Source organism: Vibrio sp. 2132-1 (assembly GCF_033344315.1).
Genome location: NZ_JAWPON010000006.1, coordinates 250,597 through 268,088, shown reverse-complemented (window position 1 = coordinate 268,088; position 17,492 = coordinate 250,597). Strand labels below are relative to the sequence as shown.

The following is a 17,492-nucleotide window of genomic DNA, read 5'->3' as shown; positions in this document are numbered from 1 at the left end:
GCAAGTTGTGAGATATTTGCCATACTTTTTATTATGGCAAGTAGCGCAAGGATCATTTCAGTGTTTGCTAGGGTTTTAATCATGACGGCACTTCTGGTGCCGTTTTGCAGCTTTTCCACCGTCGTTTCTCTCGAAGCTTCAGCGCAAGTCGAGCAAGAGGGAGCGGTACAAAAGCTGTCTGTAGAAAAAATGATCCATTATCCAGAGGTGATTGATCAACTGTATCAAAGCACCAATTACCGTTTGAACTGGGAAAATGAAAGTGATATTGAGCAGTTTCTTTTTCAAGTAAACCTGGTTGCTCTTGCGGATGTCACCGACGAATTCGAAAATCAACTTCACCGGATAAACCAAGTAAGGTGGCAGGGAGATAATCTCGACTTCGATTTAGTGATGACAGACTCACTCTTGATGTACCTTAGTTATCTTGAGCAACTCCCCGAAGAAGGGATTAATTGGCTATTTACAGACAAAGCCCATGTTACGTTACCCGCTCCTAGCATCGATACTTTATCGATTTTGAGTAATGAGATTACGGTTGGCAAACTTGGTCAGTTTTTGGCAAGTCTCCGGTCTCCATTACAAACAGATGATGCTTTCTACTCCGCCTATTCTTCGCTATCGGAACATTCTCAGTACCAATATCCTGCCTATCAACAAACTGGGCTAGCACGTGTTGGCGATATATTAGAAAACAGACCCCTATTGATTGAGCGAATGGAGATAGTAGGCGTAGATGTTTCTTACTTGGATTTAGTCACTGAAGAATATGACGAACAATTAGAGCTTGCGATAAAAGAGTTCCAGCGTATTCATGGTTTGAAAGAAGATGGCGTTATCGGCCCGAATACCATTCGATGGATCAACTTTTCTCCTCAAGAGCGATTGCATCTGTTGGCGTTGAATTCTGAGCGTTCAAGAATTTGGTCGAAAGAAAGGGATAATGTTGTCTTTGTTAACGTGCCTGGATACGAAGTCACGTATTGGCATGACGGTCAACCCTTGTTTGAGTCTAAAGTTGTGGTAGGGAGAGCATCAAGAAAAACGCCCATCATGTCGGTAGCACTGGATTCAGTTATTCTCAACCCAACTTGGAACGTGCCTTGGACTATCATGGTTAAAGACATTATTCCTAAAGTAAAACGTAATCCGATGTATTTGATTAACCATAACATTCAAATCATTCGGTCTTGGACTTCGAACGAAATTATTGACCCTACAACCATCAATTGGGCAACGGTGAATCCGAGAACATTTCCTTATCGTATGCGACAGGCGTCGGGCTTACAAAATGCACTGGGATTGTACAAGTTCAATATGCCTAACCCACAAGCTATTTATTTGCATGACACGCCAAGTAAGAACTTGTTTGAACAGGACAGACGCGCATTCAGCTCAGGATGTGTTCGTGTAGAACATGCAGACCAGTTAGCAGAACTTCTGTTCAAAACTCAGGGGTTGGAAGAACGTTTAGCGAAAAAGCGAGAAAGTTCTCGTCGGTCTAACACGTCAGTTCCTTTGGGAGAGCGCATTCAAGTACACATCATTTATCAAACAGCATGGTTGGAAGAGGGAACGCTTTACTACCGTGATGATATCTATAAGTACGATCACCGCAGTTGAAATCTTTAAGGAAAATTTACAAAACGAAGAATTCTCTTTTCGTTCAATAATTAAGCAATAATTACTGCATCTGAAAATCAAGATGGAGCGTTTTATGCATTTGACGTGACAAATGTGTTTGGTTAATGTCCACGACTTGTCTAGTTGTTGAGCACTGTATTTTGAAATGGTAAGTCGTAACTTTTCCCGCCGAGATTTCCTTAAAATGACCGCTGGTGGTGTGGTGTTGGCGTCTGCCCTGCCATCATTTTCTTGGGCTTCACTCCCTGACGAGCCACGTGCGCTGGCGATGAACAATCTTAATACTGGAGAGATCCTCGAAACATGCTATTTCGATGGAAAACGATACATTAATGATGAACTTCAAAGGCTGAATGAGTTTTGTCGAGACCATCGACGAAATGAGGTTCATCCCATGGATAGACGCTTGTTCGATCAAATAAGTCAAATTCAAAAGTTAATTGGTACAGAAGCAGAGGTGATCGTCATTTCAGGTTACCGTTCTCCTGCCACTAACGCCTCGCTGCGCAACGGGTCTTCTCGTGTAGCGAAAAAGAGCATGCACATGGAAGGAAAGGCCATTGATTTCCGTTTAGATGGCGTGAAGCTTTCAACGGTTCGTGATGCTGCATTAAGCCTAAAAGCCGGTGGCGTGGGTTATTATCCAGGTAGTAACTTTGTTCATATCGATACGGGTGCTGTTCGTTCCTGGTAGTGCCAGTTGAGACAAGGTTTCTAGTCTCAGAACGTCGTCGATTACCCACAGTTCAAAGCTTGAAGTCGCTAGGCCTTAGTGTCATAGTTGCGGCAGTTTTCACGCAAATTTATTCGGTATAGGTTATCTATGGCTCTGAAATACCAAGTTGTTCCAGTAACATCTTTCTCTCAAAACTGTTCTATTGTCTGGTGTGACGAAACCATGAAAGGTATTGTGGTTGACCCAGGCGGCGATGAAAAGCAGCTCGCTATGCTTATCAAAGAGCTGGGTGTTGACGTGGTAAACCTAGTGCTAACACACGGTCACTTGGACCACGTAGGTGGCACGGAGCCGCTGTCTGCACTGCTTGGCGGTACAGAGATTGTTGGCCCTCACAAGGCAGATAACTTCTGGTTGCAAGGTTTGGAAGGTCAGAGCCAAATGTTTGGTTTCCCGCTGACAGAAGCGTTTGAACCGCACCAATGGCTAAATGAGGGTGACACTGTCACTTTTGGTAATCAAGTGCTGAATGTATTCCACACACCTGGTCATACACCTGGTCACGTTGTGCTTTACAGTGAAGAAGCGCGTTTAGCGTTTGTGGGTGACGTTTTGTTTAACGGTAGCATTGGTCGAACTGACTTCCCACAAGGTGATTTCAATACGTTGATTAGTTCTATCAAAGAGAAATTGTGGCCTTTAGGCAATGATGTCACGTTTGTCCCTGGTCACGGCCCTCAATCGACTTTCGGTCATGAGCGTAAAACTAACCCGTTCGTTGCTGACGAGATGCCGCTTTACTAAAAGTGCGTGTACTAAGCATTATTCTGGCTCGGCGGCAGCTAAGTATCGCCGAGTCAGTCCCACAAAATCCTCAGCCTCACGATCTAGATCACTTGCTGATATAAATAGATCATAGCCATAAAAGCCTCTCTGATACTTCATCCGGTTGGCGAGCATCGCTAACAAACCTTTGTACTCAATCCCATTTCTGTTTATATACGGTTTAGGGTCAAGCACCATATCCTCAAACTTATCTTCACACTGATTTTGTTTTGCGCCTAAGTAAAGCAGTGCTCGCTGGCTGAGGAGAATTTCTGTCGCTATACGAGGGCAGATTGAATTTAAGTAGGGTGAGTAGTGTTTTAGACGAATACCGATCCAAGGTAGCGGTTGGTGCCACCCTTCCTGTTGGTAGCTACAAATACCGATTGACTCAATATTTCGCCATCTGACGACCCAACCTCCTTTAAAAAGGTGTTGCTGAAAGTGAGAAGCTGTCAGCGTAAAAGTGACTTGGCTTTTCTTAATCATCAAGATGGCGAAACCAACGATTGCAGACATCAAAATGACCGACAACATGGCTTGCTTCCATCCCGGAGAAATGGCAACCAAAAACAAAGTGATGAGTGCAACGAGCAACAAAAGTATTCTGTTGATAGGGGAGTCGGGTTTGAAATGTGAATTTGTTAGGTGCAGCGTTTCCATGCTTATAACCTCATCGAATACTTGTTCAAAAATGAGTGGGCAGTTTTATGTGCATTGATTTGCATTTAAAATAAAACAAACCTCTGTTTTTATACCCAGTATTCAATAAATCCGTTCATAAAATATCTGATTAAATAGTAGACGTTCTATGCTTTGAGCGCATTTTTCATCGCGTTTCGCCGCTAAAACCTACAAATTGCTTGTGAATTTTGGTATAAAACGCGCTTCAAATTTTCATCCCTGCTGAGATGCAGTGAACTGGAGAAATATTCAATGAGACTTGCTCATAAGCGTAAAGTGCAGATGAAACTGCAAAAACGCATTAAAGCGACAGTAGCAAACTTAGCTGCAGCACCTAAAGCAGTGAAGCCTGTTGCGGAAAAAGCAGTAGCACCTTCTGTTGCTGAAAAAGCTGTTGCGGAGAAAGTAGTAGCTGATAAAAAAGTAGCTGCAGTGAAAACAGTTGATGTTGCCCTTACTCCTAAGCAACAACAAGTATTAGACATCGTTATGGCGAATGCTGAAGGTATTAACCCTAAAGGCATCGGTCTAGCTGCAGGTCAAGAAGATACTAAAGCGGCATCATGGGCTACTGGCGCACTAAAGAAGCTTCTTGAAGAAAACCTAGTTCAAAAAGAGCAGTTAGCAGGTAATAAAGTTATCTACAAAGCAGTTTAATTACCGCTACCGTTCTAGATTGAATACCTCGGCCGATGCCGAGGTATTTTTTTATATTGGTATTGGAAATAATGCATTAAGTACTGACTTTAACACTACCAATAAGTGGTTTGTCACATTTTCTTAAATACTATGTAAATTTTTTGGCAGAAAAATACGTAAGTATTGTCTTTTATTTTTATTCATAGATAAAAATATAATTTATTGATTTTGCTATTATTAGTCTTTTGTCATGACGGTTTTCCTACGTACTTGTACGTAATACCTTAGGCTAATGCCTTATTGATGAATTACTCGCTTCCGTGTTCATGCCCATTTCGCATTAGACAACATTGTTACATCTTTTATACCGAATACAGCCAATCCTAATGAAATGGATGACAACAATAACCTTGGTGATAAAGGACGTGAACGATGAGTCTAATCCAAAAATCTTTAAAACGAGTGCTCAAAACAACCGCTGTCGCTGCCGCGATGGCACTCGCAGCGACTTCTGTAAACGCTGCTGAAAAAGTCTATCGTTTAAAGCTTGCTGAAACTTGGGGGCCTAATTTCCCAATTTTTGGTGATACCACAAAAAACATGGCCAAAATGGCGGAAGAGATGTCCAACGGACGTTTGCAAATCCGCATTGATTCCGCAAACAAGCATAAAGCGCCTTTTGGGGTGTTTGATATGGTTAAGTCGGGTCAGTATGACATGGGTCACTCAGCGTCTTATTACTGGAAGGGTAAGGTTCCAAACACACTTTACTTCACTTCTATGCCCTTCGGTATGTTGCCAACTGAGCAGTATGCATGGTTTTACTACGGCGGTGGTATGGAGCTGATGGAAAAAGTGTACTCTCCACATAACTTGATGTCTTTCCCTGGCGGTAATACCGATACTCAGATGGGCGGGTGGTTCCAAAAAGAGATCAAGTCCGTCGAGGACTTACAGGGTTTGAAAATGCGTATCCCAGGGTTTGCTGGTGAGATTTTGGCTGAGTTAGGTGCCAAGCCAACGAATATCGCCCCTGGTGAGCTATATACTTCTCTAGAGCGTCGCACAATTGATGCCTTGGAATGGGTTGGTCCATCGCTGGATCTACGTATGGGCTTCCACAAAATCGCGCCTTACTACTACACAGGTTGGCATGAGCCAGCGACTGAGCTTCAGTTCCTCGTTAACAAGCGTACCTGGAATCGTCTACCTGATGATCTAAAAGCGATTTTGCAAGTAGCCATGAAAACGGCCGCTTACGATATGTACACGCAATCGAAACACGAAAGCGGCAAAAACTGGGCATCTATTAAGTCTGAATACCCAAATGTTGAAGTAAAAGATTTCCCACCTGAAGTCGTAGCTGCGTTGCGAGAAGCAAACGATCGTTTGTTGAAAGAACATGCAGAAAAAGATGCTTTGGCGAAAGAGATTCAAGAGTCGCAAGCGAACTATATGAATCAAGTTCGACCATGGTCAGATATTTCGCACCGAGCGTACTTAAACAGTCAAGCTCAACAATAACGTTATGAAGCAGGCGATGCCAAGAGGTTTAGCCTGCTATCGAAGCCCAAGAAAACTTCATAATGAATGCTCCGCACCATAGCGGAGCGCATCTAAACGTTCCACGGAGTTCGGAATGAGAAGTCTTATTTATATTGAGCGATTATTTAACCGCTTTAGCGATTTTCTCGGATGGTTATCCAGCATCCTGTTTATTTTGTTGTTAGCAAACGTTGTGTACGACGTTGTCATGCGTTACGTGTTTAATGATGTGTCTATCGCATTCCAAGAAATGGAATGGCATCTATTCTCTGCCGTGTTCTTGCTTGGTGTGCCTTACGCAATTAAGTCCGGTGGCCATGTTCGCGTCGACATTTTTTATGAACGCTTATCTTACAAAGCACAATCCATCATCGACATCATAGGCACACTATTTTTCTTATTCCCTTTTTGCCTACTGGTAGCTTGGTTTGGTATTGATTTCGCCAAGGAGAGTTACGCGTTAGGCGAGACGTCTGGTGACCCAGGTGGCTTACCATATCGTTGGATTATCAAAGCGATGATTCCGCTGTCATTTTTCTTTATGGCGGTGAGTGGTATTGGATTGTTACTTCATTCAATCAACAAAATTGTCAACCCTCATCTCATCTATGCCGGTAATAACGGTAAGTCGTAAAAGGAAGTCATTATGATCGGTATAGTGATGTTTTTTGTTGCGCTCTTTGCGCTTCTATTGGGATTTCCCGTTGCCTTTACTTTTGGTGGTATCGCGCTGATTTTTGGTGTTTGGGCTGAAGGCATCGAGATGTTTGCTTTTATGCCATATCGAATTCAGTCCATTATGGAAAATACGGTGCTAATGGCCGTACCGCTGTTCGTTTTTATGGGGCTAGTGCTACAGAAAACGAAGCTTGCTGAACAGCTACTAGAATCAATGGGGCGTTTGTTCGGTGGCGTTCGCGGTGGTATCGCTATTTCTACCGTGTTAGTTGGCGCATTGCTTGCAGCTTCAACGGGTGTGGTAGGCGCATCAGTTGTTGCGATGGGCTTAATATCTCTTCCTGTGATGCTCAAGTACAATTACGACAAAGGTTTAGCGTGTGGGACTATTTGTGCGTCTGGCACGTTGGGCCAAATTATCCCACCTTCTATCGTGTTGATCTTGTTGGGTGATGTACTTGGCGTACCGGTAGGGGACCTATTTCAAGCTGCGATCTGGCCCGGTATTACACTTGTTGGCGCCTATGTGATCTACATTCTCATCTACGCGAAGTTGAACCCTCAAGCCGCACAGGCGATAGAGCGCGATGAGTCGATCAGTCGTAAACAAGAAGTGCTCGCCGCACTGAAAGCTGTATTGCCACCTTTAGCATTGATCATCGTGGTATTGGGCTCCATCTTTGCAGGGATTGCAACACCAACAGAGTCAGCGGCACTGGGTGGTGCAGGTGCGATTATTTTATCGCTATTGTATAAGCAGTTTAGTTGGTCGATGATTTATGATGCATCAAAAGAGACAGTTAAAGTAACCGCAATGGTCTTTGCGATCTTACTTGGTGCGACCGCCTTCTCAATGGCATTTACCTACACTGGTGGTGATTATTTAGTTGAAGAGTGGATGTTAGAACTGCCGGGTGAAAAGTGGGGATTCCTTATTATTACCATGGTGGTGATTCTGATTTTAGGTTTCTTTATCGACTTCGTTGAAATCTGTTTTATCATCGTGCCAATTATTGCGCCAGTCGCTGAATTGATGGGCATTAATATGACGTGGTTTGCGATTCTTATTGCGATGAACTTGCAGACGTCGTTCCTCACACCGCCATTTGGCTTTAGTTTGTTCTATCTAAAAGGTGTCGCTCCAGCAGGGGTTACTACGCGTGATATCTACAAAGGTGTGATGCCGTTCATCGCGATTCAGATTGTTGTGTTGGCGTCTTTGCTGTTTTTCCCAGGTTTTTACGGTATGAGTTAATCACTCGATAATAAAGAGATTTTGTGAACTGAGAGTTTTTACCTTTTGAGACAAGTTGTTAAGCTGTTAATTATGTCTATGCAGACACAATCGATTCGTTTGTACTGCTAAGATAGTAAGCTGTAAAGGCAGCGTTTCATGGAGGGAAGGGATGCCTCTCAAAGCAAAGTTAATTCTGCTGACACTGATACCCGTGGTATTGGTGTCAGCGAGTATCAGCTGGATCTCTATCTATCAAACCAAGACCCTTGGCAAAAGGGAGGTAGAGATCTTTCATCAAAACCTGATCCAATCAAAAGAAGCGGCGCTGAAAGATACGGTCGACGTCGCTTTTGACTCCATTTCTTACATCTACAACGATCCGACTTTAGAAGAGAGTGTTGCCAAAACGCGTGTGAAAGCGATTTTAAATCGTTTGAGTTATGGGTCGGACGGCTATTTTTTTGCTTATGATAAATATGGTACCAACCTTGTACACCCAGTTCTTCCGGAGCTTGTCGGGGAAAACTTACTCTATCTTGAAGACGAAAATGGCGATCGCTTAATCGAAGCTTTATTGTATCAAGCGCAATCCGGTGGTGGATTTCATCAGTACCTGTGGCAAAAGCCATCTACGGGTGAAGTCGTCCCTAAGCTTAGTTACGCTGCATGGCTCGATAAGTGGGAATGGATGATAGGGACTGGGCTGTATATTGAGGATGTCAGCCGAGAAGTCGCCAATATGCGCGCGGCAGTGAACAAAAATATCGAAACGACATTTTTCTCAGTCGTCGTGATCTTAGCGGTGACCGTTGCTGTAATCATTGTTCTCACTTTGGCGATCAATCTGCACGAGCATCGCCTCGCTGATAAGAACCTGAAAGAATTGGCACATAAAACCGTGATGTTCCAAGAAGATGAGAAAAAGCATTTAGCGCGAGAACTGCATGATGGAATCAATCAGTTGTTAGTCTCCAGTAAATGTCATTTAGACTTAATGAGTCATAGACTGGAAGACGAAAAACTCAAATCCCACTTAGATAAATCACAACGATCGCTCGTCACCGCGATAAATGAGGTGCGGCATATTTCTCATCAGCTCCGTCCAAGCGCCCTCGATGATATCGGTTTAGAAGCAGCACTGACGACCTTGCTACAGGACTTTCATTCCCATTCCGGGATTGATATCGAGAGCAATTTCGATACTCAGCAGCATAAACTGACTTCGGAAGTCGCAACGACGCTATATCGCGTCGCTCAGGAGTCTTTGAATAACATTGAAAAACATGCGCGAGCGAAAAAAGTAACGGTTACTTTGCAAAAAATGGGCAATATGCTGCAATTACTCATACGTGATGATGGCGTTGGATTTGTGGTTAACCAAGCAGTGCACCAACAAGGGATTGGGTTAAGGAACATGCAAGAGCGTGTAGAGTTCATCGGTGGTGAATTTGAGCTAATGAGTGAGCTTGGCTTGGGAACAGAGATTACCGTGCTGCTTAATTTGGATGAAATAGTTTATGGATAAACCGATTAGTGTAGTGATTGTCGATGATCATCAAGTGGTATTGGATGGCTTCATGGCTCGTTTGGAGTTAGAGCCTGACATCGAAGTGGTGGGCACAGCAAGTAATGGCTTGGAAGCGATAGAGGTCGCAAAGCACTTGCAACCGGACGTCATATTGATGGATATCAGCATGCCAATAATGAACGGTATTGAAGCGACTGGTGTGATTAAAGAAGCGCGTCCAGAGAGCAAAATACTTATGTTGACCATGCACGATAATCGCGAATACATCATGAAGGTCATGCAAGCTGGTGCCGTAGGATATATGCTCAAGGAAATCTCGGCCGAGAAAATGGTGCAAGCAATAAAAACGGTGAACCAAGGCTCGACGTATTTCTGTGAATCCGTCACACAAACACTCTTTACCCAAGAAGTGGTGCCTGCCACGCAAAAAACGAATCCTCTCAGCCGCAGGGAAGAAGCGGTACTTAAATTAGTTGCTCAAGGAAACAGCAGCAAGAAAATCGCCACTTTACTCAATATTAGTTATCGAACGGTAGAGACGCATCGCCATAACATTAAGCACAAGTTGGACTTACATTCGACGGCAGAGTTAGCAAAATATGCGTTTGAAACTGGGTTGACTGAGTAGGAGAGTAGTGCCCGCAAAAAGCGAGCACGTGGGAGCGAAACTAATCGGCTTTGGTAATGCTACCAAGCTCTAGCATTGGAGCAACATCGATGTCCTCTGCATTCATCATCGTCGAGATGCGTTGAACGGAAGATAGTAGAAGGGATTGCTCCCATTCTTCCAATTTTTGGAATCGATTAATGAAGTGCTCTTGCAGCGGCGTTGGTGCTTGTTTTAAGGCTTCTTGGCCCTTGCTCGTAAGTACAGCATGCACTTTACGCTTGTCTTGAACACTGCGCTGACGCTCAACAAACTGGCCTCGTTCTAGTCTATCTAGAATGGTCGTTGCGGTCGCTTGGCTCATGTTAGTGTGGCTAGACAACTGTTTAATCGTCACGTTATCTAAGTCATTGATAGCGCGCATCAAAATCAACTGTGGAGCAGTCAATCCAGACTCTTTGCTCAGCTTTTTAGAATGTAAATCAATAGCGCGGATGATCTGACGAATCGAGACCAATACTTCTTCGTACTTTTCCAATTTATTCATCCAGTCTGTAGGGAACATTTATCGAGGCGACACTAACTTAAATGCGCCCTTATTTAAAGGGGGGAAATCAAAAATTACCTCTACAATTTTACGCCGTGTCCTCAATACCATTTTGTCGCGCCTTTTCGACAAAATAAGAAGAGCTAAAATTATTATAGCAATAAATGTTTGTGGTCTAACTGTTGTAGTAGTGATTTGTTCTATCAAAGGCCGTAACCACACAGTGAAAAGTAAGTTATTGGATTTTTTAATAGCAAAAAGATAGACAAAAACGTGTCAAATGATAGGATCTTGCGCTTTCACGGAATGCAAAACGTATCGTGTTCGAAAGATTTTTTTGTTTGGTACGTAAAAACACTACAAAAATAGAGAGGAACGATGACAAAGGGTATAGATAAGTACAGTATCGATAGTACCGACTATACGGTAGGTCAGGACAACGTTCAAAAATGGGGTTTTGATGTTCATAACCCAGTTTTTGGTATTAGTGCAGGTTTAATTGCGCTGTTTCTTGTCGCTGCATTAGTTCTAGATGCACATACCGCAAAGACGGCACTTGATGGGCTGAAGTGGAAAATTATTGGTTCATTCGATTGGTTGTTCATTATTGCAGGTAACATTTTCGTTATTTTCTGTTTGGCGCTTATCGTCTCACCAATGGGTAAGATCCGACTAGGTGGTAAAGACGCTGTTGCCGATTACTCGTTTATGTCATGGCTTGCAATGCTATTTGCAGCTGGTATGGGTATCGGTTTAATGTTCTGGAGTGTTGCAGAACCTGTCGCTTACTTCACCGGTTGGTATGAAACGCCACTTGGTGTTGAGGCAAATACACCAGAAGCCGCGAGATTGGCACTGGGTGCAACGATGTTCCACTGGGGCCTTCACCCATGGGCAATTTACGGTGTTGTAGCACTTTCTTTAGCATTCTTTGCCTACAACAAAGGTTTACCGCTATCTATGCGTTCGATCTTCTACCCACTTCTGGGTGATCGTGCATGGGGTTGGGCTGGCCACATTGTGGACATTCTGGCTGTGCTTGCGACTTTATTTGGTCTTGCTACATCCCTAGGTCTAGGTGCGCAGCAAGCAGCAAGTGGTATTCATCACGTATTTGGTGTTGAGCCAGGCCTAGGTCTGCAAATCGTCGTTATTACCGTGGTGACTTTACTTGCTGTTGTTTCAGTCGTACGCGGCATCGATGGTGGTGTTAAAGTCATTAGTAACATCAACATGGTTGTGGCGTTCTTGCTACTTCTCCTTGTTGGTCTTATCGGTTGGGCGGCGAGCCTAGGTTCGATTCCAACCACACTTATGGCATATGTAGAGAATATCATCCCACTAAGTAACCCGTTTGGTCGTACGGACGAAGCTTGGTTCCAAGGCTGGACAGTGTTCTACTGGGCTTGGTGGATTTCATGGTCGCCATTCGTAGGCATGTTCATCGCGCGTGTTTCTCGTGGTCGTACCGTTCGCGAGTTCATCACAGCAGTTCTACTGGTTCCAACTGCGGTTACCGTTGTTTGGATGTCTGTATTTGGTGGTCTGGCGATCGAGCAAGTTGTTGATAAAGTAGGTGAGCTGGGCACAAATGGCTTGACTGACGTATCACTTGCTATGTTCCAAATGTTTGATGTTCTTCCATTTGGTAGCATGCTTTCTATCATCGCTGTTGTTCTGGTACTTGTGTTCTTCATTACGTCTTCTGACTCTGGTTCACTTGTTATCGACAGTATCACGGCAGGTGGTAAAGTCGATGCTCCTGTACTTCAACGTGTCTTCTGGGCATTCATGGAAGGTGCAATTGCGGTTGCTCTGCTATGGATTGGTGGCTCCGAGGCGGTTCAAGCTCTTCAGGCCGGTGCCATTTCTACAGCATTGCCATTTACCTTCATTCTGCTTGCAATGTGTGTGAGCTTATTGATGGGTATGCGAACTGAGCGTCAGTAATTCGGCATTTTATAAAACCGTCTGACTAACAATTAATCAAAAGGCCAGCGATTTGCTGGCTTTTTTTGTGCGGTTTTTATGACGCTCGAGACAAAAAAATGACACATGAAAGTTCATATTTTACAAAGAGTTAATGTGCTATTTTGTTTTTTAAAAATTAGTGAATAGTCGTAAAAAAGTGTGTAATATTCATGCACCTTAACTGTTCTCCCAACTCAAAAAACTATAAATATGAAATTATCATTAAAACAAAAGCTTATAGGCGCAAGCCTTTCTGCTGTTGTTGTGATGGCAACAGCACTTACTTGGTTGTCGGCTGGTCAATTATTTGATCAGACTCGTTCAGGTGTCTATTCACGTGCGCAAAGTCTTAGTACTACTGCGTCAGAGGGAATTTCTGATTGGGTCAATATCCGTAAAGATATTGCCACTGCGTTCAACGACTACTCGACCGAGCAAGACGTTGTTCCTTTCCTACAACAAGCTCGCAAGGCTGGTGGCTTCGATGACATCTTCCTTGGTACACCAAACGGTGATATGTACCGCTCTCATCCGGAGCGTAACCGTGCTGATTATGACCCTCGCACACGTCCTTGGTACAAGGATGCTGATGCCGCGGGTAAGCAAATCATTACAGCCGCATATCAAGACGCAATCACGAATGCACTACTTGTGACCATTGCTGAGCCAGTAATGAAAAATGGTCAGTTTGTTGGTGTTGTTGGTGCGGACGTACTGATCGATCAGCTTATAAGCGATGTAATTAACTTAGATGCAGGTGAAAACGCGCATGCGATGCTAATCGACATGAATGAAGGCACCTTCTTAGCGCATCCAGATAAAAGCTTGACGCTTAAGCCTATCACCAGTGTTCTAAAAGATTTTTCAGAAGAGGCAATTGAGCGTGCCGCCGATGAAGGTCGTATCGAAGATACGGTAATCAAAGGAAAAGAGAAGCTTTACTACTTCAATAAAGTTCCTGGTACGCATTGGATGTTTGCGATTGAAATGGATCGCGCAACAGAAGAAGCAGGTCATGCGGTATTGCTACGAGATCTATTGTTCACTGCTGTGGCGATCACGATTGTGGTTATTCTTGCAGTTTCTTGGCTAGTTGGTTTCTTGTTCCGTGACTTGAACCGCGTATCAAATGCACTGGAAGAAATTGCATCTGGCGAAGGTGACTTAACGCAACGCCTAGAACCACGCAGTGATGATGAAGTAGGTAAACTGGCGGAAAACTTCAACCGTTTTGTTGGCAACATGCACACAATGGTTACTAAGCTTAGCCACGTATCTTCTGCGCTTTCAGAGCAAGCACGCACGACAGCACAGCAAGCTGAGGAGCGTAGTCAGCGTATCTCTTACCAGCAAGATGAAATCAACATGGTGGCGACGGCTGTGAATGAAATGGCAGCAGCGACACAAGAAATTGCAGGTAATGCTGATAGCACGGCAAGTAACTCAGAAGAAGCGGTTCAAGCTTGTTCACATGGTTCTAGCCAAGTAACTCAAACGCAAGGTTCTATTCAGAACTTAGCGCAAGAAGTTCAAGTTGCTACTGATGTGATTCAAGAGCTAGAAGCACACGGAAATAGCATCAATACGATTCTATCAACGATTCAAGGCATTGCAGAGCAAACGAACCTACTTGCACTTAACGCGGCGATCGAAGCGGCACGTGCAGGTGAGCAAGGCCGTGGTTTTGCTGTGGTTGCAGATGAAGTCCGCGTATTGAGCCAACGTACTCATGCTTCAACGCAAGAGATTCAAGAAACTATCGAGATGCTACAAGGCACAACAGCCAAAGCGGTCGGTATTATGGGTGACAGTCGTCGTCTAGCTGATACCAGTGTTGATGATGCCAATGCGGCTGCAGCGAGCTTGACGCAAATCCACACTGCTGTTGAGCGTATCAGTGATATGGCAACGCAGATTGCTTCAGCAGCAGAAGAGCAAGCATCGGTAACCACTGAGATCACTCGTAACACTGAAGGTATTCGTGATGTGTCTAACGAGCTGTCAGTCGAAGCTCATCAAGCAGCAGAACAAGCTGCTCACCTGTCTGAGCTATCACACGAACTTGAACAAGAGATTCAACGCTTTAAGCTGTAATCTTGTCTCAACCTAAGTAAAAAAAGGAGCCATCTGGCTCCTTTTTTGATCGCTATTAAGCGTGAAGTATATTACAGCCAGAACTCACTGATGGGTTGCTCTTCACTGTAATGATGGGCGATTTGCGCTTGCAGTAGCTCTGCGGTAGCAATTGCATCGGTTAATGCATGGTGAGGCGTATAGTCTGGCAGCCCATAACGGCGTCGAGATTGCGCTAGCCGAACCGATTCTGGTTTTTTCCCTTTTAAACGCTCCCAGAGAGAGCCTGAACGTTTCTGTTGAATCGTTTCTTCAAGGTGCAGCGTATCTAAAACAGGAAACTCAATACCTTCCCCTAAACGGCTTTTGAGCGCTTTATCCAGAAACTCTCTCTCGATACGACGGTAATGAACAACAATGATTTTCCCGCTTAAGCATGGTAGCAGCTCGCTTAAGATATCGCCTAAGTCAGGCGCATCGATCAATTCGCTGTGAGTAATACCGTGTATAATGACTGAGTCTTCATCGAGTGCACGCTGTGGACGTACCTTCCAATGACGCGAGTTACGTAGGAAAATTCGCTTCAGGTTAAACGGCACCAAACCAATAGTAATGATGTCATGTTTTTCAGGATTCAAACCCGTCGTTTCGAAATCTAACGCCACGAACTCCACCTCAGATAACGGTGTTTCTGGAGCAGGCGGCTTGTTGCTATAGAACGCAATTAAATTCTCATCCTTCGCCATCTCCAGCTTTTGTTCAAACTTCGTTGGCCACTGAATGGTTGGCTTCTGAAAGAGCTTTTTAATCATGCTAAACCTCACTTAAAGCTCTTGTTCGCTTGGTAGCGGAACTTAAGGAAATTTTGACCATTGCTTAGGATCTGGAATGCATCCTTTAGGTTGCGACGTTCAAACTCAGAGAGGTTTTCCGGTTCGATATTGTTATCAGGCTCAATGCCTAGTTCCACATCCGTCGCTTGGTGACGAATACGTACCATGGAAATAAATTCTAACGCGTCTTTTAAGTCTTGTGCTCGACCTTTTGGCAAAATGCCAGCATCAATAATATCGTCAAGACGCTCAAACGAGTTCTGTGCACGTGAACCAACCGCCAGAGAGTGAACGCGAATCAAGTCGACCAGAGGAGCAGTACCGCGACGTTTGAGGTTGATGGAGTTGTTGTGTCTGCCATCTTTTTCCATCACGAAGTCTTTAAAGAAGCCCAGAGGTGGTGTTCTGTTTAGTGCGTTACGAGCCAAACACGCTAAGAAGCGGTTGTTCTTTCGAGCGCGACGAACAATAAAGCTAGTTAACTGTTCTGCCCATTTTAAGCGGCCATAGACGCCATCCAAGTCGAAAAAGATGGAGGCGTTGAGTAGTGCTTTCGGGTTCGGGTTATCAATCCAGTCAGCAAAACACTCTTCCCACTCTGAACGAGTCATGCGCCATAGTGGGTTGGTTGCCATAATATCGCCTGTGCAATATTTGTAGCCACAGGCATCTAACCCATCGCTGACGTATTTTGCTAGGGCTTCGAAGTATTTACCATGTTTCTCTTCTTGATAAGTCTCATCTAGAATGATGGCGTTATCTTGGTCAGTTACCAACAGTTGCTCATCTCGCCCCATTGAGCCAAGTGCAAGGAAACAATAAGGAATTGGCGGTGGGCCAAGCTCTTCTTCTGCCATTTCTAGCAGACGCTGTTTGAAGCTTCGGCCAATGACCGACATCGCGCTACCCACCATGTGAGAGTTGGCATCTTCATTGACCAGACGCACGAAGCTGCTTTTCACTTCTTCGGCAACAACGGCTAAATCTTCGATAGTCTGTTGTTGGAAAATACTACTCACCAGCAACAACGAATTCTGAGATTCATAACGAACAATGTCGGTTGTTTCGATAATACCGATTGGTAATTGGTTTTTTACCACTGGTAGGTGATGTACGTTGTAACGCAGCATCGTTAACATTGCTTCATAGATGTAAGCGTTGTGGTCAAGAGACATGACCTCCGTGGTCATCACACTGGACACATCGTCCTGTGGGGACAAACCTTCAGCTAACACACGGGTACACAAATCACGGTCAGTAATGATACCAAGTACTGGGGACTGTGGATCGTCTTCGTCACGAACGAAATCTGGGTCGACGATAAGTAAAGCCGATACGTTGTCATTCGCCATTTGCTGCGCGGCTTGCTGGATTGTCTGACCACGATCAATCGTATGAGCATCGCCAGTCAGCAAGGTTTTCACTTTCGACGTCGTCAGGTCATTGGCGTCTTTGTTTTCTGAAATGGCTTGGCGTAAACGAGCGCTATTTTCAACTTCAACAAAATCCGCAAAGGAATCAAAGTTATCGTAAATTTCTTGGAAAATGTCACCAGGAATACAGTAGAGCAGGGTATCCTCAATGGCTTTTACCGGAAAGCGGACTTTGTTATTGGTGAGCATGCCCATCTGGCCAAATAGGTCACCTTCGTCAAGGCGGTTATACAGCTCACCTTTGCGTCGATAAACTTCAACAACACCGCTTCGCACCACGTATAAATCTTGGATATAGTCTCCAAAATGGATGATGGGGGTATCTTCTCGGTAGTACGAGATTTCGACACTCTCTGTCACCTTGTTTAGTGTTTCTTCAGGGAGTTCATTGAACGGGGGATACTTGGCGAGAAAGTTGTAAATCTCGAGAAGTTCTGCATCCATTGAAGGCGCCTTTTAGTTCGCAAATAATAAAGTAATCTTAACTTAGTTTTAAAACAGAGTCTTATCTGAACCGAGATTTTCGTGCTCAGTCATAAGATTCTGACATATCGCACGATAAGGGAGCTTCA

15 protein-coding genes are annotated in these 17,492 nt (G+C 44.2%); 11 read left to right on the top strand and 4 right to left on the bottom strand.

Translation table 11 applies throughout. The annotated features are described in order from the left end of the window. Positions 1 to 81 precede the first annotated feature (81 nt). The 3 genes from R8N47_RS08910 (at position 82) to R8N47_RS08900 (ending at position 3,124) form a co-directional block, all read left to right on the top strand. The gene (locus R8N47_RS08910; protein WP_064354124.1) at positions 82 to 1,623 is read left to right on the top strand and encodes a L,D-transpeptidase family protein; all 1,542 of its coding nucleotides are present in this window, start codon (positions 82 to 84) and stop codon (positions 1,621 to 1,623) included. A 166-nt stretch (positions 1,624 to 1,789) separates the two neighbouring features. Then, a complete protein-coding gene (locus R8N47_RS08905) occupies positions 1,790 to 2,338 on the top strand; it encodes a DUF882 domain-containing protein (protein ID WP_031778936.1) in 549 nt (182 codons plus the stop codon). Between the two features lie 129 nt (positions 2,339 to 2,467). After that, on the top strand, positions 2,468 to 3,124 hold the full coding sequence (locus R8N47_RS08900) for an MBL fold metallo-hydrolase (protein WP_005376855.1): 657 nt from the start codon (positions 2,468 to 2,470) through the stop codon (positions 3,122 to 3,124). Between the two features lie 18 nt (positions 3,125 to 3,142). On the opposite strand, the gene R8N47_RS08895 is transcribed toward R8N47_RS08900, so the two are convergent. Beyond that, positions 3,143 to 3,808 (bottom strand): DUF2982 domain-containing protein, encoded by a 666-nt coding sequence (locus tag R8N47_RS08895; protein ID WP_054577696.1) that lies wholly within the window; start codon positions 3,806 to 3,808, stop codon positions 3,143 to 3,145. A gap of 273 nt (positions 3,809 to 4,081) precedes the next feature. Here R8N47_RS08895 and R8N47_RS08890 point away from each other — a divergent pair, with 273 nt between their 5' ends. The 6 genes from R8N47_RS08890 to R8N47_RS08865 all read left to right on the top strand — a co-directional run bounded on the left by R8N47_RS08890 (position 4,082) and on the right by R8N47_RS08865 (position 10,084). After that, positions 4,082 to 4,486, top strand: a complete 405-nt coding sequence (locus R8N47_RS08890) for a hypothetical protein (RefSeq protein ID WP_005376863.1) — start codon at positions 4,082 to 4,084, stop codon at positions 4,484 to 4,486. 414 nt (positions 4,487 to 4,900) lie between these two features. Then, positions 4,901 to 5,992, top strand: coding sequence for a TRAP transporter substrate-binding protein (locus tag R8N47_RS08885; protein ID WP_017636112.1), 1,092 nt, complete (start codon positions 4,901 to 4,903; stop codon positions 5,990 to 5,992). A gap of 115 nt (positions 5,993 to 6,107) precedes the next feature. Further along, complete coding sequence (locus R8N47_RS08880; RefSeq protein WP_005376869.1) at positions 6,108 to 6,647, top strand: TRAP transporter small permease subunit; 540 nt, start codon at positions 6,108 to 6,110, stop codon at positions 6,645 to 6,647. Positions 6,648 to 6,659: 12 nt separating this feature from the next. After that, complete coding sequence (locus tag R8N47_RS08875; RefSeq protein ID WP_064354123.1) at positions 6,660 to 7,946, top strand: TRAP transporter large permease; 1,287 nt, start codon at positions 6,660 to 6,662, stop codon at positions 7,944 to 7,946. Positions 7,947 to 8,097: 151 nt separating this feature from the next. Beyond that, positions 8,098 to 9,453: a cache domain-containing protein gene (locus tag R8N47_RS08870; RefSeq protein ID WP_005386831.1), complete on the top strand. Its 1,356-nt coding sequence runs from the start codon at positions 8,098 to 8,100 to the stop codon at positions 9,451 to 9,453. Next, positions 9,446 to 10,084 carry a response regulator gene (locus R8N47_RS08865; protein WP_005376875.1) on the top strand — a complete coding sequence of 213 codons (639 nt, stop codon included), beginning with the start codon at positions 9,446 to 9,448 and terminating at the stop codon, positions 10,082 to 10,084. The genes R8N47_RS08870 and R8N47_RS08865 overlap by 8 nt, the downstream gene beginning before the upstream one ends. A gap of 40 nt (positions 10,085 to 10,124) precedes the next feature. Here the strand turns inward: R8N47_RS08865 and R8N47_RS08860 are convergent, their stop codons facing one another. Beyond that, on the bottom strand, positions 10,125 to 10,601 hold the full coding sequence (locus tag R8N47_RS08860) for a MarR family winged helix-turn-helix transcriptional regulator (protein ID WP_005376877.1): 477 nt from the start codon (positions 10,599 to 10,601) through the stop codon (positions 10,125 to 10,127). Between the two features lie 387 nt (positions 10,602 to 10,988). Here R8N47_RS08860 and R8N47_RS08855 point away from each other — a divergent pair, with 387 nt between their 5' ends. Further along, complete coding sequence (locus R8N47_RS08855; RefSeq protein ID WP_005376879.1) at positions 10,989 to 12,560, top strand: BCCT family transporter; 1,572 nt, start codon at positions 10,989 to 10,991, stop codon at positions 12,558 to 12,560. 231 nt (positions 12,561 to 12,791) lie between these two features. Then, positions 12,792 to 14,675, top strand: a complete 1,884-nt coding sequence (locus tag R8N47_RS08850; RefSeq protein WP_005376880.1) for a methyl-accepting chemotaxis protein — start codon at positions 12,792 to 12,794, stop codon at positions 14,673 to 14,675. A 71-nt stretch (positions 14,676 to 14,746) separates the two neighbouring features. On the opposite strand, the gene R8N47_RS08845 is transcribed toward R8N47_RS08850, so the two are convergent. Further along, a complete protein-coding gene (locus R8N47_RS08845) occupies positions 14,747 to 15,466 on the bottom strand; it encodes a 3'-5' exonuclease (protein ID WP_005376881.1) in 720 nt (239 codons plus the stop codon). A gap of 8 nt (positions 15,467 to 15,474) precedes the next feature. After that, positions 15,475 to 17,364: a DUF294 nucleotidyltransferase-like domain-containing protein gene (locus R8N47_RS08840; protein ID WP_033905640.1), complete on the bottom strand. Its 1,890-nt coding sequence runs from the start codon at positions 17,362 to 17,364 to the stop codon at positions 15,475 to 15,477. Positions 17,365 to 17,492: the final 128 nt, after the last annotated feature.